Genomic DNA, 21554 nt, shown 5'->3' with positions numbered 1-21554 from the left:
TAAAAAACATGGAATACGGTGTTTTATCTGTAATCTTGGTCATTGTTGTTGCCTTCCTTGCTGGTCTTGAAGGTATCCTTGACCAATGGCAATTCCACCAACCAATTATCGCCTGCTCGCTCATCGGTATTGTTACCGGTCATGCTTCTGCAGGGATTATCCTCGGTGGTTCACTTCAATTGATCGCTCTTGGTTGGGCTAACGTTGGTGCCGCTGTCGCACCCGATGCTGCCCTTGCCTCTATCGCATCATCTATCTTGATGGTTCAATCAAATAACTTTGACTTGACTCACATCATGGGTACTATCGTTCCTGCTGCTATCTTGCTTGCAACTGCTGGTCTTGTATTGACTACTCTTGTACGTATGCTTTCAGTTGTGCTCGTTCACCAAGCTGACCGTGCTGCTGAAAATGGTTCATACTCAGGTGTTGAAATGTGGCACTTCATCGCGCTTATCTGTCAAGGTTTGCGTATTGCTATCCCTGCTGGACTTCTTTTGGTTATCTCACCAGATGCTATCCAAAAAGCACTTGCTGCTATTCCTCCAGTTATCTCTGGCGGTCTTGCTGTCGGTGGTGGGATGGTTGTTGCCGTTGGTTATGCAATGGTTATCAACCTTATGGCTACTCGTGAAGTATGGCCATTCTTCTTCCTTGGTTTCGCTCTCGCACCAATCTCTGAATTAACATTGATTGCAACTGGTGTCCTCGGTGTTGTTATCGCTATCGTTTACCTTAACCTCCAAGCTTCTGGTGGTTCTGGAAATGGTACTGCATCTTCATCAGGTGACCCAATTGGCGACATCTTGAACGACTACTAAGAAAGGAGGATCTAAAAAATGTCTGAAAATAAAGTAACTCTTGATAAGAAAATCCGTCGTAGCGTTATGTGGCGTTCAATGTTCCTCCAAGGTTCTTGGAACTACGAACGTATGCAAAATGGTGGTTGGGCTTACTCGCTCATTCCAGCATTGAAAAAACTCTACCCTTCTGGCGAAGAAGCTAAAGAAGCTTTGAAACGTCACTTGGAATTCTTTAATACTCACCCATACGTTGCCGCTCCTATCATCGGTGTAACTCTTGCCCTTGAAGAAGAACGTGCTAACGGTGCTGATATCGATGATGCCGCTATTCAAGGGGTTAAAGTTGGTATGATGGGTCCTCTTGCCGGTATCGGTGACCCTGTCTTCTGGTTTACAGTACGTCCTATCGTTGGTGCGATTGCAGCTTCATTGGCTACTGGTGGATCAATTATCGCTCCACTCTTCTTCTTCATCGTGTGGAACGCTATCCGTATCGCTTTCTTGTGGTACACTCAAGAATTTGGTTATAAATCAGGTTCTGCAATCACTAAAGACCTTGGTGGAGGACTTCTCCAAACTGTTACTAAAGGTGCATCTATCCTTGGTATGTTCGTCCTTGGTGTATTGATTCAACGTTGGGTAACAATTAACTTTAATGGTCCTAACGCTGTTGTTTCAAAAATTCCTTTACAAAAAGGTGCTTATCTAGAATTCCCTAAAGGTTCTGTATCTGGTACACAACTTCATGATATTCTTGGTCAAGTTGGTAACAAACTTTCTCTTGATCCTACAAAAGTAACTTACCTTCAAGATAACTTGAATCAATTGATTCCTGGTCTTGCTGGTTTGCTTATCACATTCCTTTGCATGTGGTTGCTTAAGAAAAAAGTTTCTCCAATCGTTATTATCTTTGGTCTCTTCGTCGTGGGTATCCTCGGTCGTTGGGCTCAAATCATGTAATCGATTTGGTATAAAAAATCAATCTTTGGATTGGTTTTTTTATTTTATTTTTCTCTAATAAATTGAAGTATTTAAGGCAAGTAAAGCGTTTTTATGGTATAATGGTTTTTAGATTATTAATCTAGGAAATGGAGAGAATCTGTGGCTCAATCACTAAATACTAAGGCTGATTTTTCAACAGAAGGAATTGCTTATTTAGGTTTTGCTGAATATGGAAAAATTCTGATTGGTGATGTTGCTTTTGAGTTTTATAATGACCGAAATGTTGAAAAAAATATGACTTTTCCTTGGACGGCAGTGGCTCGTGTTGAGGGTGATGTTTCAAAATCCCTCAAAGGTGAGGTAAAAGTTGGTCGACAATTTTCAATCGTTTTACAAAATGGCTCTAAGGTTCGATTCTCATCGAAAAACTCAGGAACTGTTTTAAAATGGATTCGTCATTATTTAGGAAACGATAAAGTGGTTAAATCCCCTAGTTTCCTCGGAACTTTTAAAAATGCTTTTAAGAGAAAGAAGAAAAAATAAAAATCCCAATCTGGGATTTTTTTGTTAGTTAGAGCAAGAACATTCATTAGTTGTGCAAGAACAGTTTGACTCATTTTTTATTAATCCAACTTTTTGTAAAATTTGTTGGCGGTATGAGGGTCGTCCGATGAGACGTGTGACTTTACTGAAGATGTAACAAGATAAGAGTGTGACGAAAAAATTAGGAAGGGCAAGATAAGTCACGACTGCTAATAGCATAACTATAATATCAATGCCAAAGAGCGTTTTATCTATTTGCACTTTCCACTTGTTTTCAAAAAGTCGCGCAAGTAGAATAGAGCCTCCAAATGTTCCTTGTGATAGAACAACTAAACCTGCACCAATTCCTGAGAGGATTCCGTCTATAATTCCCACAGTAATCAATGAGTCCATTTGAAAGCCAGTAATTCCTATGGCTTCATAAATCATCATCCATCCGCTCATGGCCAACGCTCCAGGAATGGTCAGTAACAATTCCCGCTGCTCAAGTAGTTTCCAACTCAAAAGAAAGAGTGGAATATTGACTGCAAAAAAAGTCAAAGCTGGATTTATTCCGAAAACAAAGTGAATAAATACTGAAAATCCTGCGATTCCATTGCTAGCCATCGCGTTAGGAACGACAAAAAGTTGAATAGAGAGAATATAAAGGCCTACACCAACTAATAGTATGAATAGATCTCTGAGAAATAGTCTATCAATTTTTACTCCGATTAAAGTCATTTTACCTCCTTTATTAGTTTTTTCTTATAATCTAATGATAACATTTTTATATTTATTCTTTAAACCATATCCCTCGTTGGGCCTATTTTTATTATCTTCTTTAGTTCTTGATATAATATAGATATGTTATAATACAGGTATAAACGGAAATGAGGACGATTTTGGCAACTAATAATTCTGAAATTTTTTATGAAACAAAAGGAACAGCCTATTTAGGTGTGGTTGAAAATGGAAAAATTATCTTGGGTGATGCTGGTTTTGAATTTGAATATAAAAATCCACGTCGAGGACAAAATATTTTCTTTACTTGGTCAAGTATTAAAAGCGCCGAAGTTGATGTTTCGATCAGTGGAAAACTTGGTCAGCAGTTTTCTTTGATTTTAGACACTCAAGCTAAGGTACGATTTTCTTCTAAGGATTCCGGATCTATTTTGAAAAAAGTTGCTGAATATGTGGGTAAAGAAAATATTGTCAGAGCACCTAGTTTGCTTGACCCTTTCCGTCGCGCTTTCAAAAAGTAATGATTGATTTTAAAATGATGATTTTAAAAATTTTTGACAAAGTAATTCACAAAATGGTAAAATAAATCTAGAAATGGGTCTTATTAAATTTTTTTAGAGAGCTTGTGGTGCTGAAAACAAGTAAAATGAAATAATGACTTTCTACTTCTGTTAATTTTCTCATGAAAATGAGAACGTCTGCTTACGTTACAAGTGACTTGAGTTCTATTTTTACTGACAGCTTGAATATCAGTTTTCGTCAGTAAATAAATAGATAATTTAGGTGGAACCGTGCGATTACCGCGCCCTAATTCTTTTTGAATTTGGGCGCTTTTTTTCTACTGACAGAACTTTTTCTAAAATATTCTTGTCAGTAAGTTTTATATAAAAATAAAGGAGAGCTTATGCTTGATATTAAAAAAATTCGTGCTGATTTTGACGGTGTTGCTGCAAAATTAGCCACTCGTGGTGTTGAAAAAGAGAAACTTGAAAAACTTCATGACTTAGACATTAAACGTCGTGAACTCATTGTAAAATCTGAGGCTTTGAAAGCTGAACGTAATAGTGTTTCTGATGAAATTTCTCAAGTAAAACGTGCAAAAGGCGATGCCAGCGCACAAATTGCTGCAATGCAAAAAGTTTCTGCTGAAATCAAAGCCATTGATGCTGAACTTGCTGAAATCGAAGAAAACTTGAATGAAATCATTATCATGTTGCCAAATCTTCCTCATGAAAGTACACCAATTGGTGCTGATGAAGATGATAATGTTGAGGTTCGTCGTGTTGGTCAAACTCCAACTTTCAATTTTGAACCTAAAGCTCACTGGGATTTGGGTGAAGATTTAGGAATTTTGGATTGGGAACGTGGTGGTAAAGTCACTGGTTCACGCTTCCTTTTTTACAAAGGTGCTGGCGCAAGACTTGAACGTGCACTTTATAACTTCATGCTTGATGAGCACGGTAAAGAAGGTTATACTGAAATGATTACTCCTTATATGGTTAATCAAGAGTCAATGTTTGGAACGGGTCAATATCCTAAATTTAAAGAAGATACTTTTGAATTGAAAGATGACCGTGGTTTTGTTTTAATTCCAACTGCTGAAGTTCCTTTGACTAACTACTATCGTGGGGAAATTTTGGATGGCGCAGAATTGCCAATCAAATTCACAGCAATGAGTCCTTCTTTCCGTTCTGAAGCTGGTTCTGCTGGTCGTGATACTCGTGGTTTGATTCGTTTGCACCAATTCCATAAAGTTGAAATGGTTAAATTTGCTAAACCCGACCAATCTTATGATGAACTTGAAAAAATGACAGCAAACGCTGAAAATATTCTGCAAAAATTGGGTCTTGCATACCGTGTCGTGGCTTTGTCAACTGGTGACATGGGATTCTCTGCTGCTAAAACTTATGATTTAGAAGTTTGGATTCCTGCACAAAATACTTACCGTGAAATTTCTTCATGTTCAAACTGTGAAGATTTCCAAGCCCGTCGTGCCCAAATTCGTTATCGTGACGAAGAGGGTAAAGTTCAACTCCTTCACACTTTGAATGGTTCTGGACTTGCTGTTGGACGTACTGTGGCTGCTATTCTTGAAAATTATCAAAATGAAGATGGCTCAATCACTGTTCCTGAAGTCCTTCGTCCTTATATGGGTGGACTTGAAGTAATTAAATAATTAAAAAATCTACTGACAGAAATTTCTGTCAGTAACTTTCAAAATATAATCCTAAATTAAAATCTTTAAATATTTTTGATGACAATGCTGTCAGTAAATGCTATAATTAATTCAATTTACTGACGGAGGGCTTTGATAAATGAATAAAATATTTCCTAAAAAATTACAAGAAGGGGATGAAATCCGTGTGATTTCACCTAGTTCTTCTTTGACTCGGACTGGAAAATTTGAAGATAAATTAAAAGCAAAAGCTCGTCTTGAAGCACTTGGTTATCAAGTTACTTTTGGTCAGCATATTTTAGAAAATGATTTGCTTGAATCAAGTTCGATTAATTCACGACTTTCAGATTTCCATGCAGCATTTTCAGACCCTAATGTTAAAGCTGTTTTATGTACCATTGGTGGCTTTAACTCTAATGAACTTCTTCCTTATATTGATTGGAACATTGTAAAAAATAATCCTAAAATTTTCTGTGGATTTTCTGATATCACTGTTCTTCACCAAGCGATTTTCGCTAAAACTGGCTTGATCACTTACTATGGTCCAGGTTATATTGCCTTTTTAATGGATGAATTACAAGACTTTCAAACTAATTCTTGGCAAAATGCAGTCGCTGGTCAGTCAACTTATTCTTTAAATGCCAGCGATTTTTACACGAGTGATGCTTGGTATGACCCCACTCAAGCTCGTCATCTTCTGCCTGCTGCTTGGAAAATATATAACCATGGCAAAGCGAAAGGGGAAATTATTGGCGGAAATCTAAATACCTTGATGCTTGTGACAGGAACCAGTGCTCAGGTCAAATCCAATCAGCCAATTGCTTTTTTAGAAAATGCGGAGCAGGAAGATTTCTATGATTGGGACCGAGAATTAGCTCATTTTTTACAAGTTTATCCTAACATTTCTGCTTTAGTCATTGGTCGTTTTCCTAAGGAAGAGGGGATGACTGAGGAAATTTTACACTTTATTTTAGATAAATATCCCCACTTAAAAACAATTCCAGTCGTCTATGATGTCGATTTTGGACATACTCAACCTATTTTTACTTTTCCTCTGGGAGGGCAAGCAGAAATTTCCACACAGCCTTTAAGAATTGAAATCTTAGAAGGCTAGAACATCAAAAAGGAGAGTCACATGACTGAAGTTTATTTTATTCGACATTCTCTTAGAGATAATGCAGCCTATGACGATATGGATGTTCCGCTGACTGCCGAGGGTTAAAAACGCGCACTTATCTTGGCTGATGCTTTTGCAAATGTATCAATCGAGCAAATTTTTTCCAGTCCATTTCAACGTTCTGTTCGTACCCTGAATCCTCTTGCTCACTCTAAAAATCTTGAAATTCAACTCATTTCTGATTTTAGAGAAAGAAATGTTGGCCATGAAATAGCTGATTTTTGGCCCTTTGCTAAGCAACAATGGAATGATTTTGATTATAAATTTGCTGACGGAGAATCCTTACGTGAAGTTCAAAATCGTAATATTTCAGCCCTTGAACAGATTTTAACAACTTCTAAAAATCAAAAAGTTGCAATCGGAACACATGGTACTTCTCTTTCTACCATTTTAAATTTTTATCAACCAGACTTTCAGTTTCAAGATTTTCAATCTTTAGCTGGAAAGATGCCCTATGTCATCAAAATGGACTTTGCTGAAAATAAATATCTGACCCACCAAGTCATTGAAATTGATTATGAGCAATAAAAAAAGTTACTGACAGAACTGCCAGGATATTCGTAATGTACTAAAGTACAAACGACTATCCTATGACAGCAATTCTTGTCAGTAACTTTTTATTTTATAGTTCAATAATGTTTCCAGAATTCAAGTAAACAATCCACTCACAGAGATTGACCGCATAACCGGTAATTCGTTCTAAGTAAACCAGTGTCAACAAGTATTCTTTACCTGTTGTTACTGTTTCAGAGTTTTCTTTCATTCCGTCAAGAATTTTTTCTTGAATTTCATGACTCATACTTTTGATGACATATTGTTGTTCAGCAATTTCATGAGCCCGTTTATCATTGCCTTGAATATAAGCATTGAGTGAAGCATCAACGATAGATTTAACTTTTTCACCGAGTAAGCTAATATCTTCTTCAACCACGTGAATTCTTTCTTCACCTTTAAGTGAAATGGTTGCCTTAGCAATAGATGCAACGTGGTCACCCATTCTCTCAAGGTCAGATGATGCTTTTAGAACGGTGATGATTGTTCTTAAATCGCTAGAAACCGGTTGTTGAAGTGCAATCATTTCTAATGATTGATTTTCAAGACTTTTTTCTTGGTCATTAATGGCATGGTCGCCTTCAATGACTTGTTCAGCCAAATCACGATCATGGCTAACAAAGGCACGAACGGCCTTATTCAATTGAGCAGAAACTTGCGTGCCCATTGAGTAAAATTGATTATGAAGTTTATTAAGATCTTCTTCAAATTGTGTACGCAACATAATTACCCCTCTTTGTTTTTATAGTAATGTTATTATGATACATTCATTTAAATCAACGCTATTTCGCTTTCTTTAATGAATGCTAATGAAATATCTCGCTTCGCCTTTGGCTAGACGGTCCATTCCATTTTAAAGTCAGCATCAAAGGCTGTCAGTAAAATTTATCCAAATTTACCAGAAATATAATCAGAAGTTTCTTGTTTTTCTGGATTTAAGAAAATACTTTTCGTATCATTATACTCAATCAGATTTCCGTCTAACATAAAGGCGGTACGGTCTGAAATTCGTGATGCTTGTTGCATACTATGTGTAACAATCGCGATTGTATAATCTTTTTTAAGTTCAAGCATGGTTTCTTCGACACGAGCCGCTGAAATTGGGTCAAGGGCTGATGTTGGTTCATCCATTAGGATAATTTCGGGATTGACAGCAAGGACACGTGCGATACAAACCCTTTGTTGTTGCCCACCTGAAAGTCCAAGTGCTGAACTGTGCAAAATATCCTTAACTTCATCCCAAATATTTGCTGCTTTGAGTGAATTTTCCACCACTTCATCAAGAAGTGCCTTATCTTTCACTCCTTTTAAACGCAATCCATAAACCACATTTTCATAAATTGAAAATGGAAAAGGATTGGGTTGTTGGAAAACCATGCCAATTTCTTTACGTAAATCAACAGTATCAACTTTAGGACTGTAAATATTTTTACCTTTATAATCAATGGCTCCAGTAATTGTTACTGTTGGAATCAAATCATTCATTCGATTGATTGAACGTAAAAGCGTTGATTTTCCACATCCTGAGGGACCAATGAGCGCTGTAATTTCATTCTTATAGAATGTCATGTTTATCGTATTCAACGCTTTTTTCTTGCTGTAATAAAGCGATAAGTCGCTGACGGTTAAAACTGCTTCTTTTTCCATATTTTACCTTTTTATAAGTTACTGATACAACTACTAGCACATTCGTAATGTACTAAAGTACAAACGACTGTCCTATGACGGACAAGTTTTTCGACAAATCAAGAATCCGTCAGTAGTTTTTTACTAACGAAAATTCCGTCAGTAATTTTAAACTTTATTTTCTCTTAACCAAAGTGACCAGAAACATAATCTTCTGTTGATTGCAAACTAGGTTGAGTAAAAATTGTGCTTGTTTTATCATACTCAATCAAATCTCCTGAATAGAAGAAAGCTGTATTGTCAGAGGCCCGAGAAGCCTGAGCCATATTGTGAGTCACAATGATAATCGTATAATTTTCTTTAAGTTCCATCATTGTTTCTTCAATTTGCATTGTTGAAATTGGGTCAAGAGCTGACGCTGGTTCATCCATCAAAATAATTTCTGGTTTTACTGACAATGCTCTTGCAATACATAAGCGCTGTGCTTGTCCACCGGACATGGCAAGTGCGGATTGATTAAGATTATCTTTTACTTGATCCCACAAAGCAGCTTGCTTTAATGAAGTTTCAACAATCTCATCCAGTTTTTTCCTGTCTCTCACGCCATCACGACGATGAATGAAGGCAATATTTTCATAAATTGATTTTGGAAATGGATTAGGTCTTTGGAAAACCATCCCAATTTGCTTACGAACTTCAAAAACATTCACTTTATTTTCGTTAATATTGACCCCTTCATAATTGATTTCGCCAGTCACCCGAGCGCCATCAATCGTGTCATTCATGCGATTCAAAGCACGTAAATAGGTTGATTTACCAGAACCTGAAGGACCAATAAGTGCTGTGATTTCATTTTTAGGAAAAGACATTGTCACGCCATGGATTGCTTCTTTTGTTCCGTTATAGAAAACACGCAAATCATTTGTTGATAATGCAATTTCTTCTTTCTCAGGCACCATAATTTTGCGCTGAGACCAGTCATATGTTGTTGCCATAATTATTCTTTCTCTATAAAATCTTTGATTTTCTTAGTTAGAAGATGTTAACTTCTTGTGAATTCTATTTCCAAGGAAACGTGCCCCCAAGTTAAAGAGGAGAACAAAGATAATCAATACTGCTGAAGCTCCTGCAGAAATTTGTTGTGCTGTTGAAATCGTTCCTTCGGTATTAAGTGCCCAGATATGAACAGCCAAAGTTTCAGCTGGTCTGAAAAGTGAGAGTGGCGAAGTCAAGCTCATCGGATTCCAGTTTGCCCAGTTAATTGGTAAGTTCGTTTGTCCAGCAGTGTAAATCAAAGCCGCAGCTTCACCAAAAACGCGTCCTGAAGATAAGATAACCCCAGTAATGATTCCGGGCACAGCAGCTGGTAAAATGACTTGTGTTGCCGTTTCCCAACGTGACATTCCGAGTGCCAAACCACCCTCACGTTGTGAAGTTGGAATTGCTCGAAGTGATTCTTCAACATTCCGAGTCATCAATGGTAAGTTGAACACAGTTAGTGCCAAGGCACCTGATAGAACTGAGAAACCAAGACCAAATTGTAATACGAAAATTAACATCCCGAAAAGTCCAACAACGATTGAAGGAAGTGAAGATAAAACTTCAATAGCTGAGCGAACAACACCAGTTAACCAATGTTTTTGATTCGCATACTCAGACAGATAAATTCCTGCGCCAAGTGATAAAGGAACAGAAATAATCAAAGTGACTATCAAAAGATAAACAGAGTTAAAAAGTTGGACTGCAATCCCACCACCTGTCAATGGATTTGACGCGGTGATGATAAATTTAGGATCTTTAAAGATAACTGGCAAACCTTTAATTAAAATATAAGCCAGTAAAAAAGCGAGGATAAGAACAATGATGCCAGAAAGGACGTAAAGGACACCAGTGGCAATCTTGTCAGAGCGTTTAGCGTTCATTATTTAAGACTTCCTTTCTTAGCAATAGCACGCATTGCGAGGTTGAAAAAGAGTGACATAATCAAAAGGAGTAAGGCAAGTGACCAAAGTGCATTCAATTGAATACCAGGTGTTGCATTTGGAATTCCTGATGTCAAGATTGAAGTCAAGGTTGAAGCTGGTGAAATCAAATCTTTTGGCATCATTACAGCATTACCTACCACCATTTGAATAGCAAGAGCTTCACCAAAAGCACGCGCCATTCCAAAGATAACAGCGGTCAAAATCCCTGGTGTTGCGGCTCTTAGAAGAACACGCCAAATTGTTTGCCAACGCGTTGCACCAAGTCCGAGTGACGCTTCTTTATAATAAGAAGGGACAGCTTTCATAGCATCCACAGTCATTGAGGTTACAGTTGGTAAAATCATGACAAAGAGTACAAACACACCTGACAAGAGACCCAAACCAGTTCCACCAAAAACATTACGAATGGCTGGAACAACAACAGTCAAACCAATGAAGCCATAAACAACTGAAGGAATACCAACAAGAAGTTCAATGACAGGTTGCAAAATTTTCTTACCATATTTTGGTGAAATTTCTGTCATATAAATTCCCGCACCAATCGCAAATGGAGTGGCAACAAGGGCTGAAAGTACAGTAACAATCAATGACCCCGTAAACATCGGCAATGCGCCAACTGCGGGTTTACCGTCAGGGCCAAGATTACCTGGTGACCAATTTGTTCCAAAAAGGAAACGGAAAGGATTAACACCATCTGAATAGAAAGTTGACAGACCTTTTTGAGCAACAAAGACAAGAATTGCACCTACAACGAAGACAATAAGGGCAATACATAAGAAAGTTAAACTCTTACCAAATTTTTCAAGTCTTGAATTTTTATTGCTTGAAAGCAATTTTTCTTTGATTTTTGAATTTTCCATAGGGACCTAACTATTTTTGTTAATTTGCATCTATCTGATTAATGCAAATGAAGTTATTGATTAAACTTATTTTGACTAATTTTTTTACTGACGGAGGATAAGTTTAATTTCCATCAGTAATTATTTAATTTTTTCAACATTTCCTTTAGCATCACGGTCAACCTTCATTTCAGAAACACGGATATAACCAAGCTGCTCTAGGGTTTTCTTATCATTTTGAACGTATTCGATAAATTTATTTTCGATTGTGTTCTTACGAGATTTGTTGGTGTACATATGCTCATATGACCAAATTTTCCATGCATTAGTTTTTACATTGTCATAAGTTGGCTCAACACCATCAACATTAACCGCCTTTACACCGGGTTTGTTGGTGTAACTGAAAGCAACATATGAAATAGCCCCTGGCGTTTGCCCAACTAATTGGACAACAGAACCTGAAGCATCTTGAGTTGGACCATTCACTTCTGTGGCACCATTCAAAGCATATTTATCAAAATTTACTCGCGTTCCTGAACCAGCAGTACGACCAATGACCGTAATTTTTTGGTCTTGACCTCCTACTTCTTTCCAGTTGGTAATTTTACCAGTGAAAATATCAATCAGTTCTTGTTGAGTCAAATTTGAAACTTTTAACTTTTTGTTGATAATTGGTGCAAAACCAATGACAGCAACTTTATGGTCAATAATTTTATCAACTGCTATTCCTGATTTTTCTTCAGCGAAAATATCAGAATTCCCAATCTGGAAAGAACCAGCCGCAACTTGAGCCAATCCGACACCAGAACCACCACCTTGAACCATAATAATTTCATCAGGATTTTGCTTCATATATGCCATAGAAGCATGTTCAACCATGGGTTGCAAGGCAGTTGAGCCACCTGCTGTGACCTGTTTATTTCCAGAACCACAAGCTGCCAATGCAAATAAACTCACACTGGCCATCAAAGCAATAAAAATTTTCTTCTTCATAGCTTAATTATACCATAATGGCCTATCAATGAGCGGTTGATGATAGCGTTCTTATGTAAATGTTTTGTAAATAATACGGGAAAATGCCCAACTCTGAAAAAGAGTGAGCAATTTCCTGTCTTTTAGGGAAAGAATTATGAAGAAAAATTTAAAGATAGTCTCTCATCAGTTCATCCTGTTTATGTTCACTGATAAAATTTTTATAAAAAAGGAGTCAAACTTTTAAATTTTAATTTATGAAGAAGAAAATTTTTATTGCTTTGAATCCTATGGTTATAAACTAATTTATTAATTGTTAAATTTACTGACAGACTTAAATTATTTTGAAATTGACTTACTGTCAGTATTATTTTTTAGTGATATTTCCGTCAGCGTCACGTTCAACTTTCATGTCACTGATTGGAATGTATCCCAATTTTTTGATGTCCTTGTTGTTTTCTGCCACATATTTAATGAAAGCTTTATCTGCTGCAGTTTCTTTCTTAGTATTGGTGTACATATGTTCGTAAGACCAAACTTTGTAGTCATTAGTTACAACATTTGCTTCTGTTGGCTCAACACCATCAATCGAAATATCTTTGATGTCTTTACTTGTATCAACATAAGAAAGTGCCACATATGAAATCGCTCCTGGTGTTTGACCTACCATTTGAACAACTGAACCTGAAGCATCTTGTGTTGGGCCTTTAACCTCTGTTGCTCCACCAAGTGCGAATTTATCAAAGTTTACGCGAGTTCCAGAACCCTCAGTCCGTCCGATAACCGTAATTTTTTGGTCTGAACCGCCCACATCTTTCCAGTTTGTCACCTTACCTGTGAAGACATCTTGCAATTGTTGAGAAGTTAAGTTTTTAACATCAATTTTTGCGTTAACAATCGGTGCAAAACCAACAACCGCTACTTTATGGTCAGTAATTGCAGAAGCATCAATTCCTGATTTTTCTTCAGCAAAAATATCAGAGTTCCCAATCTGGAAAGAACCAGCTGCAACTTGTGTCAAACCAACACCAGAACCACCACCTTGCACAGTCACTTGAACACCAGTATTTTTTGCCATAAATTCTGTTGACGATTGTTGTGCTAATGGTTGAAGAGCAGTTGAACCTCCAGCAATAATTTTTCCTGACAGAGCTTTGTCAGAAGAACTTGAGCTACTAGATGATGAGCCGTTTGATGAACCACAAGCTGCCAAAGTTAACAATGCACCAGCAGTAATAAGACCAACAAGAATTTTCTTTTTCATGAGAAGTTTCTCCAATTAATTTCTAAATAAGTTGTTAAGCGTTTTTGCTTACAAAACTATTCTATCATCGAAAGAAGGCACTGGGTGTAAACACTTAGTAAATACAAGGTAAATGGATTGTAAACGATATTTTTATCTTGAAAACTTTTTTACTGACGGTAAATCTGTCAATAAAATATGACAAAGAAGGCATATTTTCGCTGTAAATAAAAGAATTATCAGCAAGCTGACAATTCTGTCAGTAAAAAAATCACTGACAGATTTATCAGTGATTTCTTTAACGGTTATAAGCTTTAATTTGTCTTGCAATATCCCGATTTTGTTCTTTACGTTTGAGCGTTTCACGTTTATCGTAATCTTTCTTACCACGGGCAAGCCCCATCAAAACCTTAGCAAAGCCATTTTTCAAATAAACTTTTAAAGGAATAAAAGTAATTCCTGTCCCTGATAATTCCTTATCAATCTTAGCAATTTCTTTTTTATTTAGTAATAGTTTCCGCGTACGCAATTCTTCAACATTAAAAATATTGCCCTGCTCAAAAGGAGCAATATGAACATTTGATAACCAAACTTCTCCATTACGAACTCTGGCAAATCCATCTTTTAATTGAATTTTTGCCTGACGAACAGACTTAATCTCCGTTCCTGTCAGCACAATTCCTGCTTCAAAAGTTTCGTAAATTTCATAATCATGCCGAGCCTTTTTGTTCTGAGCTAAAGGCTTATCTTCTGTATTTTTTACCATGCCCTCATTTTACCACAAAATGAACATTTATTTAAGGATTTTTAATGACAGATAAAATCTCTCTGACCAACAACTCATAAGCCCTTGATGTAAAATGTAAACCATCAGCTCTCAACAAATTTTTAGGATTTTCAGAGCTCTTCATTATCTGAAAAATATCAATCACCTTAAGCGATTTTTCTTTGCCTAAATTTAATATGACTTCTCTAAAAAGTTCAACCTCGGAAAGCTTACTATAATGTGTCGGTTCATCATCATTATAAAAAGGAGGAGTAATTAGAACCGTTCTTTCTACACCCAACTGCGAAATCATTTTTAATAAATTTTCGCGAAATTCTGCCGGTCGAATCAAATGATAAGGCGAAGCATCATTTGCCCCAAAGAAAATAAAATTTAAGTCCGCTTCTTCCTCTAGAACGTATTTTAGACGTAGAAGTCCACCATAAGTATCATCTCCATTAATTCCATGAAGTACCACTTTCAGCTTGGGCTCATTTTTCTCAATTAATCTTGCAATAATATTTGACGAACCCCCTTCATCCATTCCAAAACCATTGGTAATTGAATCTCCAAAAATTGTAATCTTCATTTTAGGCATCTCTTTCAAGTATTTTCATCATTTTACCATAAAAATTTACTGACTCATATCCAGAAAATAAAAAATATCGTAGAAAATCTACGATATTTATCTTCTTAGGCTAATTTTTCAGCAACTGCGGCCAAAAGTTCAGGAATTCCTGCTGCTTTTGAACCACCAGCCATGGCCATATCTGGTTTTCCACCACCACGACCATCAACAAAAGGTGCTAATTCTTTAACTAAATTACCTGCTTTTACATCTGATGACTTAGAAGCCACTAAAAGACTTACTTTTTCACCAATTTTAGCAACTAAAACAAGAACATCTGAAAGCTCTTTTTGTTTCCAAATATCTGCCAAATTACGCAAACCATTAGCGTCAGGAACAGTTACTTCACTGGCGATAAAGTTGAGAGAACCAGCTGTTTGCACATTTTTAAAAATTTCATCTGATTGACTTGCTGCAAGTTTTCCAGCCAAAGCATCATTTTCTTTTTGAGCTGTTTTAAGCTCATCTTGTAAGCTAGTAACTTTTGCTAAAACTTGTGAAGTTTGCGGCGCTTTAACCATTGTTGCTACTTCATTCAAAGTATTTTCAGCATCTTTAAAGGCTTCATAAGCTTTTTGACCTGTTACAGCAATAATCCGGCGAACACCAGAACCAATTCCTTCTTCTTTAACAATCTTGAATAAACCAATTTCAGAAGTTGTTTGTGTATGTGTTCCACCACAAAGTTCGATAGAGTAGTCACCAATTTTTACAACGCGAACATTTTTCCCATATTTCTCACCAAAGAGGGCCATCGCTCCCATTTCTTTGGCTGTAGCAATATCAGTTTCAACTGTTTCAACTTTTAATGATTGCCAAATTACTTCATTAACTTGACGTTCAATCTCAGCCAATTCTTCTTTAGTCACTTGTGCAAAGTGCGTAAAGTCAAAACGTAAGAATTCAACCTCATTAAGTGAACCAGCTTGTAGCGCATGATTCCCAACAATATTATGCAAAGCAGCATGAAGTAAGTGAGTTGCTGTATGATTTTTCACAACAGCAGCTCGGCGTTCTTTGTCAATCTCTAAAGTATAGCTTTCACCAACTTTAAGTGGTGAAAGAGTTTCAACAGAATGAAGATTTTGGCCATGAGGCGCATGTTGTACATCTAATACATTAGCCACAACTTGACCCTCTGCATCTTTAATTACTCCATGGTCAGCCACTTGACCACCCATTTCAGCATAAAAAGGAGTCACATCAAAAACAAGTTGAGCTTTCCCAGAAACTTCATCAACAATTTCATCGTCTTGAATAGATACAAGTAATTTTCCTTGAGTAGTCTTATCTTCATAAAGGAATTCTGATTCTACTTCGATAGATGACAATGTTTCATTTTGAGCGCCCATTGAACCACCTTTGACAACAGCAGCACGTGCACGCTCTTGTTGAGCTTTCATGGCTACTTTGAATCCTTCGTGGTCAATTTTGAATCCTTCATCTTCTGCCAATTCTTCTGTCAATTCCACAGGGAAACCATAAGTATCGTAGAGGCGGAAAATATCTGCCCCTTCAAGTCTATCTTTTCCTTCAGATTTAAGATTTAGCAAAAGTTCATCAATCAATTTTTGACCGGCATCAATCGTGCGGTTGAAAGTTTCTTCTTCACGATCAATAATTTGCATGATGAAGTCTTCTTTTTCAAGCACTTCTGGATAATAGGATTGCATGATTTTCCCAACAGTCGGAACGAGTGAAGCCAAGAATTTCCCTTGAATTCCCAATTTTTTACCATGCATAACCGCGCGACGAAGTAAGCGACGTAAAACATAACCACGTCCTTCATTTCCTGGCAAAGCACCATCACCGATAGCAAATGAGAGTGAGCGAATATGATCAGCAATCACTTTAAAACTCATATTTTCGCTGTCTGGACTATATGTTTTTCCAGATAGTTTTTCAATTTCACGAATGATTGGTAAGAATAAGTCTGTATCAAAGTTTGTTTTTCCGCCTTGAATAATGCAAACCATTCGTTCAAGTCCCATTCCCGTATCAATATTTTTTTGTGGCAATTCAGGATATTCTGAACGAGGGATTGATGGATCGGCATTAAATTGTGAAAGAACAATGTTCCAGATTTCAATATAACGGTCATTTTCAATGTCTTCTGCCAACAATTTTAAGCCCACATGTTCTGGGTCATAAACTTCTCCACGGTCAAAGAAAATTTCTGTATCTGGACCAGAAGGACCAGCACCAATTTCCCAGAAGTTATCTTCAATTGGCACAAGATGTGTTGGGCCTACCCCAACCTCAACCCAACGATTATAAGTATCCTTATCAGCTGGGTAATAAGTGATGTAAAGTTTTTCTGCTGGGAATTCAAACCATTCAGAACTTGTCAATAATTCCCAAGCAAAAGCAATCGCTTCTTTACGGAAATAATCCCCAATTGAAAAGTTACCGAGCATTTCAAACATAGTATGGTGACGTGCTGTTTTACCAACATTCTCAATATCATTTGTCCGGATAGCCTTTTGAGCATTAGTCAATCTAGGATTTTCCGGCACTACTGAACCATCAAAATATTTTTTCAGCGTTGCTACTCCTGAATTTATCCAAAGCAAAGTTGGGTCATTTACAGGAACAAGACTTTGAGAAGGTTCCACAGTGTGACCTTTTGATTTGAAAAAGTCGAGGAACATTTGGCGAACTTCTGCGGAAGTCATGGTTTTCATTATTTTCTCCTTTTATATAAAGTTTAAAGTCTAACAATAAACTTATTTCATATACTTTGTTAAAATTTTCACAATAAAATAATAAAATTCTACCGTAAACAAAGGGGCGTATACAGTTATACCGCGGTACCACCCTTATTCACAATAGAATTTCTATCATCTTAGTTCGGTTGTTAAAGCAGTTATCGCTGCTATAAGCACTTTTTTTAACTTGCTCATTCTCACCATTTAGAGCTCTCTTTAAAGTTAATTTTTATTATCTAAATTATTTAGATGATGAAGAACTTGATGTTTGTGTAAATTGTGAGAAGAGTGATGCAAATGCAGATTCTTTCACAGTTACGTTATTCTTTTTGAGGTATTTAGCAATAACTCCACTTACAAATGTTGTATCTTGTTCTTTTTCAGTTTTAATGACATTTTGAAGTTCTTTTTTGTACTTGTTCATGTCAGTTCCTTTTTCAGATGTTTTTACCATTTCGACAATATAGTAAGAAGTAGCACCTGTTGATGAACTTGTTGATTCAATCACATCTGAAAACTCGCCATTTTTCAATTTGAAAGCAGCTGTTTGAACTTCTGTTGGAACACTTGTTGAAGTTGAATTAAATGTTACTTTGCTTTCAGCATTTGTTTTTTCAAAGCTTGCTTTACCAGCATCATCTTTTTTAGCGGCATCCAACGCTTTTGTTGCTGCATCTTTTGATGTTTCAGAAACAACATAAGCTGTTACATCTGGATGGTAAGATTCCCAAGCTTTTTTAAGATTAGCATCTGTATATTGAGTTTCTTTGATTTCATGGTCAATCGCTGCTTGTTCAAGCATTTGTGTACGCATGTATGGTGTGAAACTTGCTTCAGTCAAGCCTTGTTGTTGCAAAGCAGATGAAAATTGGCTACCATATTGGTCTTTAATTGACTTAACTTTTTTGCTGACATCTTTATCGGTTACTTCTTTTCCAAAGTCTTTAGTAAAAATTTTGTCAAAAGTTAAATTTTGAAGTAATGTATTTGTCGGTTGTGATGGAAATTGTTTGGCTTCCTTGTATAAATCAGAAACGCGAATGGTATCACCTTTCATTGTGATGATATCCTTGCTTGCTGAATCGCTACTTGAGCAACCAGATAAGGTTACCAATGCGGCTCCGGCAAAGACAGTAGTCATAACTAATCCGAGTTTTTTGAATTTCAAGATATTCTCCTTCGCATGATTCGATGTTTGTAGTTAATGTGTCCTAAAACATCCTTTTATTTTTAACTTGTTGCAATTATATCATAAAAAATTAAATAAAGCTTTAAATACACCAAAAAATGAATCAGCGAATTGACAACCTAAAAGTTTAATTTATGCTTTTTTTATCATCAACAAGCCATCTCCAAGTGGGAGAATACTTGTTAAATATTTCGGATTATCTAAGACCTCATCAAAAAGCTTGCGTAAGCCACGCTCTAGCGCCCGCTGATTTCTTTTGATTTCCATAATTGGGGTCAATATTTCTCCACCTTGAAAAATATCATCCATTAAAATCACTCCATTTTCAGATAGTAGATCTAGAGCAATTGGTAGGAATTCGATATATTTTGATTTAGCTGAGTCCATAAAGATTACATCAAATGAGCCCGATAACTCTTTCAAAATATCTGCAGCATCGCCCTCTTTAAGAATAATTTGGTTTCGATGGTCATACTTGCCCAGATTTTTTTTGGCTAACTCAATCATTTCAGGATTACGGTCAATTGTTACAATCTCCGCATTTGGAACCTCTTGAGCCATTATGAGAGCCGAAAAACCAATTGCTGTTCCGATTTCGAGAATTCTTTTTGGCTGCAACAAACTCAACAACATTTGAAAATAAATAACTGTCTCATGTGGGATAACTGGAATATTATTTTCTTTAGCAAATTTCAGTACTTCTGCAAGTTCTCCGGTTATTTGTGTTTGACTTGAACGCATCCATTCTACTAACTCTGCTTTGACAACTGGTCGATTCATCATGGGGTTACTTGTACGTTTATATGTTTCAACCATTTTTAAAGATGGACTCCTTTTTCAACTAATTTTTCTAATTCACTCAATCGATTTTCAAAAAGCTCAAAGGCAGCATCTAAATAATCGGTAGATTCCATATCAACTCCAGCTTTGGCAATTACTTCTAAAGGATAAGCTGAGGAACCTGCCTTCAAATATTCAAGATATTTTTGACGATCCTCAGTTGAACCATGAACAACTTTTTCAGCTAAGAAAGTTGCCGCAGCAAAACCTGTTGCGTATTGAAAAACATAGAAATTATAATAAAAATGCGGAATTCTAGCCCATTCATACTGAATTTCTGGATTTTCTTTGACTGCTAAATTATAGTATTTTTCATTTATTTCGCCATAAAGTGAGTTTAAGTATTCACTTGTTAAAACTTCACCGGCAGCATCTGCTTCATGAATTTTTTGTTCAAATTCGGCAAATTGACTCTGACGGAAAACAGTTCCACGGAAACTATCAAGCCAGTGGTTCAAAAGGGCGAAGCGCTCCTTATCATCTTTACTTTCCTTTAATAAAGTTTCAGTTAAAATATTTTCATTTGTAGTTGAGGCAATTTCAGCTAAAAAGATTGGATAATCCCCATAAACATATGGTTGGTTTTCACGCGTGAAAGCACTATGCATTGAGTGCCCCATTTCATGAACTAAAGTAAAAAGATCATCTAACGTTTCTTGCCAATTTAGAAGCATAAAAGCATTGGTATCATAAGATCCACCTGAATAAGCACCCGAACGTTTTCCGATATTTTCTTCGACATCAATCCATCTTTGTTCAAAAGCTGCTTTAACTTTTCCTTTATATTCTTTACCAAATATCGCTAAAACTTCTTCTGCTTTTTTCACTCCATCTTCATAGTTAAATTTATAATCTAAATTAGATAATGGAGTATAGATATCATACATCTTTAAATCAGTAATTCCTAAAATTTTCTTGCGTAGTTCAATATAACGATGTAAAAGTGGCAAATGTTGATGAATGGCCTCCATCAAAACATCGTAAACTTTTTCTGGAACAAAATTATTAGCCAGAGCAGCTTGACGGGCTGAATCATAAGAGCGGATTTGGGCTTTAAGATTATGGACTTTTACATTAGTCTGTAAGGTCTTTGCATAAGTATGCTGATATTGTTCATAATTACTATAAAGTGCTTTGTAGGCTGCTTTTCGTACTCCCCTATTCTTACTTTCCATTAAGGAAGAGTAATTTCCATGCGTGAGTTGAATCATCTCATCAGATTCATTTTTGACCATAGGTAACTTAATATCCGCATTATCAAAAATTTCAAAAGTTTCTGAAGGACTTTCAAAAATTTCACCAGCCGCAGCCAATAACTTTTCCTCTTTTTGACTAAGAATATGAGCTTTTTTTGCAAAAAGGCGCTCAAACATATGGTCATAGTTTTTTAATTTTTTAAGCTCCCCCAACCATTTGTTATAGACTTCTTTTGAAATTTTCAAAAACTCAGGTTCATAGAAGGCATAGACCTCTCCGAATTTCATATAGAGGGCTGTTGCTTTTGACTGATACTCCTGATACTTAGCCTCTCTGGTATCTTGGTCATTTTTCATTGAAGCATAAACATATAGTTTTTCAACTTGTTGAGAAATGGATAACATTTTTTCGGTAATTATCAGAAGACTTTCAGCTGAATCAAGTAAATGACCGGGGTCTGTCTCTTCAACGAGTGAAAGTTCGCTTTTTATTCTAGTTAGCTCTGCTTCCCATTCTTTATCTGTTTTATAAATTGTCGTCAAATCCCAAGTTAATTTTTCAGGAATTTCATTTCTGTTCTTAGCCATGAAGATCACTCCTTTTTACTCAAATTAATTTTTATTCACATTAAAAACTTATTAGCAGAAT

21 protein-coding genes are annotated in these 21554 nt (G+C 36.3%); 7 read left to right on the top strand and 14 right to left on the bottom strand.

Annotation, left to right across the window (positions count from 1 at the left end):
* Nucleotides 1-8: 8 nt before the first annotated feature.
* The 3 genes from MHB61_RS00670 to MHB61_RS00660 all read left to right on the top strand — a co-directional run bounded on the left by MHB61_RS00670 (nt 9) and on the right by MHB61_RS00660 (nt 2288).
* Nucleotides 9-821, top strand: a complete 813-nt coding sequence (locus tag MHB61_RS00670) for a PTS mannose/fructose/sorbose transporter subunit IIC (RefSeq protein WP_003130897.1) — start codon at nt 9-11, stop codon at nt 819-821.
* An 18-nt stretch (nt 822-839) separates the two neighbouring features.
* On the top strand, nt 840-1763 hold the full coding sequence (locus MHB61_RS00665) for a PTS system mannose/fructose/sorbose family transporter subunit IID (RefSeq protein ID WP_003130896.1): 924 nt from the start codon (nt 840-842) through the stop codon (nt 1761-1763).
* Between the two features lie 141 nt (nt 1764-1904).
* Nucleotides 1905-2288 carry a DUF956 family protein gene (locus MHB61_RS00660; RefSeq protein WP_137016657.1) on the top strand — a complete coding sequence of 128 codons (384 nt, stop codon included), beginning with the start codon at nt 1905-1907 and terminating at the stop codon, nt 2286-2288.
* 24 nt (nt 2289-2312) lie between these two features.
* Here MHB61_RS00660 and MHB61_RS00655 read toward each other — a convergent pair whose 3' ends face one another.
* Nucleotides 2313-3008, bottom strand: a complete 696-nt coding sequence (locus MHB61_RS00655) for a YitT family protein (protein WP_003130894.1) — start codon at nt 3006-3008, stop codon at nt 2313-2315.
* A 161-nt stretch (nt 3009-3169) separates the two neighbouring features.
* Here MHB61_RS00655 and MHB61_RS00650 point away from each other — a divergent pair, with 161 nt between their 5' ends.
* The 4 genes from MHB61_RS00650 to MHB61_RS00635 all read left to right on the top strand — a co-directional run bounded on the left by MHB61_RS00650 (nt 3170) and on the right by MHB61_RS00635 (nt 6889).
* Entirely contained in the window at nt 3170-3529 is a 360-nt protein-coding gene (locus MHB61_RS00650; RefSeq protein WP_021722151.1) for a DUF956 family protein, read from the top strand.
* A 383-nt stretch (nt 3530-3912) separates the two neighbouring features.
* Nucleotides 3913-5184, top strand: a complete 1272-nt coding sequence (serS, locus tag MHB61_RS00645) for a serine--tRNA ligase (RefSeq protein ID WP_003130891.1) — start codon at nt 3913-3915, stop codon at nt 5182-5184.
* A gap of 139 nt (nt 5185-5323) precedes the next feature.
* Nucleotides 5324-6298 (top strand): S66 family peptidase, encoded by a 975-nt coding sequence (locus MHB61_RS00640; RefSeq protein WP_003130890.1) that lies wholly within the window; start codon nt 5324-5326, stop codon nt 6296-6298.
* Between the two features lie 123 nt (nt 6299-6421).
* Nucleotides 6422-6889 carry a histidine phosphatase family protein gene (locus MHB61_RS00635; RefSeq protein WP_003130888.1) on the top strand — a complete coding sequence of 156 codons (468 nt, stop codon included), beginning with the start codon at nt 6422-6424 and terminating at the stop codon, nt 6887-6889.
* 94 nt (nt 6890-6983) lie between these two features.
* Here MHB61_RS00635 and phoU read toward each other — a convergent pair whose 3' ends face one another.
* The 13 genes from phoU to pepF all read right to left on the bottom strand — a co-directional run bounded on the left by phoU (nt 6984) and on the right by pepF (nt 21493).
* A complete protein-coding gene (gene phoU, locus MHB61_RS00630; RefSeq protein ID WP_003130887.1) occupies nt 6984-7637 on the bottom strand; it encodes a phosphate signaling complex protein PhoU in 654 nt (217 codons plus the stop codon).
* Between the two features lie 161 nt (nt 7638-7798).
* Nucleotides 7799-8560, bottom strand: a complete 762-nt coding sequence (pstB, locus tag MHB61_RS00625; protein ID WP_003130886.1) for a phosphate ABC transporter ATP-binding protein PstB — start codon at nt 8558-8560, stop codon at nt 7799-7801.
* A gap of 164 nt (nt 8561-8724) precedes the next feature.
* Complete coding sequence (pstB, locus tag MHB61_RS00620) at nt 8725-9534, bottom strand: phosphate ABC transporter ATP-binding protein PstB (RefSeq protein WP_003130885.1); 810 nt, start codon at nt 9532-9534, stop codon at nt 8725-8727.
* 33 nt (nt 9535-9567) lie between these two features.
* Nucleotides 9568-10461 (bottom strand): phosphate ABC transporter permease PstA, encoded by an 894-nt coding sequence (pstA, locus tag MHB61_RS00615; RefSeq protein ID WP_003130884.1) that lies wholly within the window; start codon nt 10459-10461, stop codon nt 9568-9570.
* On the bottom strand, nt 10461-11384 hold the full coding sequence (pstC, locus tag MHB61_RS00610) for a phosphate ABC transporter permease subunit PstC (protein WP_003130883.1): 924 nt from the start codon (nt 11382-11384) through the stop codon (nt 10461-10463). Before pstC ends, pstA begins: the two co-directional genes overlap by 1 nt.
* Before the next feature lie 120 nt (nt 11385-11504).
* Nucleotides 11505-12356, bottom strand: coding sequence for a phosphate ABC transporter substrate-binding protein PstS family protein (locus MHB61_RS00605; protein ID WP_003130881.1), 852 nt, complete (start codon nt 12354-12356; stop codon nt 11505-11507).
* Between the two features lie 346 nt (nt 12357-12702).
* Nucleotides 12703-13599 (bottom strand): phosphate ABC transporter substrate-binding protein, encoded by an 897-nt coding sequence (locus MHB61_RS00600; protein WP_003130880.1) that lies wholly within the window; start codon nt 13597-13599, stop codon nt 12703-12705.
* Between the two features lie 277 nt (nt 13600-13876).
* The gene (smpB, locus tag MHB61_RS00595; protein ID WP_003130878.1) at nt 13877-14344 is read right to left on the bottom strand and encodes an SsrA-binding protein SmpB; all 468 of its coding nucleotides are present in this window, start codon (nt 14342-14344) and stop codon (nt 13877-13879) included.
* Nucleotides 14345-14375: 31 nt separating this feature from the next.
* Nucleotides 14376-14933, bottom strand: coding sequence for an SGNH/GDSL hydrolase family protein (locus MHB61_RS00590; RefSeq protein ID WP_031296345.1), 558 nt, complete (start codon nt 14931-14933; stop codon nt 14376-14378).
* Nucleotides 14934-15037: 104 nt separating this feature from the next.
* A complete protein-coding gene (gene alaS, locus MHB61_RS00585) occupies nt 15038-17656 on the bottom strand; it encodes an alanine--tRNA ligase (protein ID WP_137016659.1) in 2619 nt (872 codons plus the stop codon).
* 265 nt (nt 17657-17921) lie between these two features.
* A complete protein-coding gene (locus MHB61_RS00580; RefSeq protein ID WP_010906107.1) occupies nt 17922-18848 on the bottom strand; it encodes a peptidyl-prolyl cis-trans isomerase in 927 nt (308 codons plus the stop codon).
* Between the two features lie 153 nt (nt 18849-19001).
* The gene (locus MHB61_RS00575) at nt 19002-19685 is read right to left on the bottom strand and encodes an O-methyltransferase (RefSeq protein WP_010906108.1); all 684 of its coding nucleotides are present in this window, start codon (nt 19683-19685) and stop codon (nt 19002-19004) included.
* Between the two features lie 2 nt (nt 19686-19687).
* Nucleotides 19688-21493: an oligoendopeptidase F gene (gene pepF, locus MHB61_RS00570; protein WP_032398794.1), complete on the bottom strand. Its 1806-nt coding sequence runs from the start codon at nt 21491-21493 to the stop codon at nt 19688-19690.
* Between the last annotated feature and the right edge of the window lie 61 nt (nt 21494-21554).

It is taken from the genome of Lactococcus sp. FSL K6-0773 (assembly GCF_038006485.1).
Classification (GTDB): domain Bacteria; phylum Bacillota; class Bacilli; order Lactobacillales; family Streptococcaceae; genus Lactococcus; species Lactococcus lactis.
The sequence above is the reverse complement of the archived record's forward strand: the minus strand, read 5'-3'. Positions and strand labels throughout refer to the sequence as shown.

Coding starts and splice junctions, on each gene's coding strand:
- MHB61_RS00670 (WP_003130897.1), top strand. CDS start 9: ATGGAATACGGTGTTTTATCTGTAATCTTGGTCATTGTTGTTGCCTTC.
- MHB61_RS00665 (WP_003130896.1), top strand. CDS start 840: ATGTCTGAAAATAAAGTAACTCTTGATAAGAAAATCCGTCGTAGCGTT.
- MHB61_RS00655 (WP_003130894.1), bottom strand. CDS start 3,008: ATGACTTTAATCGGAGTAAAAATTGATAGACTATTTCTCAGAGATCTA.
- serS (WP_003130891.1), top strand. CDS start 3,913: ATGCTTGATATTAAAAAAATTCGTGCTGATTTTGACGGTGTTGCTGCA.
- MHB61_RS00640 (WP_003130890.1), top strand. CDS start 5,324: ATGAATAAAATATTTCCTAAAAAATTACAAGAAGGGGATGAAATCCGT.
- phoU (WP_003130887.1), bottom strand. CDS start 7,637: ATGTTGCGTACACAATTTGAAGAAGATCTTAATAAACTTCATAATCAA.
- pstB (WP_003130886.1), bottom strand. CDS start 8,560: ATGGAAAAAGAAGCAGTTTTAACCGTCAGCGACTTATCGCTTTATTAC.
- pstB (WP_003130885.1), bottom strand. CDS start 9,534: ATGGCAACAACATATGACTGGTCTCAGCGCAAAATTATGGTGCCTGAG.
- pstA (WP_003130884.1), bottom strand. CDS start 10,461: ATGAACGCTAAACGCTCTGACAAGATTGCCACTGGTGTCCTTTACGTC.
- pstC (WP_003130883.1), bottom strand. CDS start 11,384: ATGGAAAATTCAAAAATCAAAGAAAAATTGCTTTCAAGCAATAAAAAT.
- MHB61_RS00605 (WP_003130881.1), bottom strand. CDS start 12,356: ATGAAGAAGAAAATTTTTATTGCTTTGATGGCCAGTGTGAGTTTATTT.
- MHB61_RS00600 (WP_003130880.1), bottom strand. CDS start 13,599: ATGAAAAAGAAAATTCTTGTTGGTCTTATTACTGCTGGTGCATTGTTA.
- smpB (WP_003130878.1), bottom strand. CDS start 14,344: ATGGTAAAAAATACAGAAGATAAGCCTTTAGCTCAGAACAAAAAGGCT.
- MHB61_RS00590 (WP_031296345.1), bottom strand. CDS start 14,933: ATGAAGATTACAATTTTTGGAGATTCAATTACCAATGGTTTTGGAATG.
- alaS (WP_137016659.1), bottom strand. CDS start 17,656: ATGAAAACCATGACTTCCGCAGAAGTTCGCCAAATGTTCCTCGACTTT.
- MHB61_RS00575 (WP_010906108.1), bottom strand. CDS start 19,685: ATGGTTGAAACATATAAACGTACAAGTAACCCCATGATGAATCGACCA.
- pepF (WP_032398794.1), bottom strand. CDS start 21,493: ATGGCTAAGAACAGAAATGAAATTCCTGAAAAATTAACTTGGGATTTG.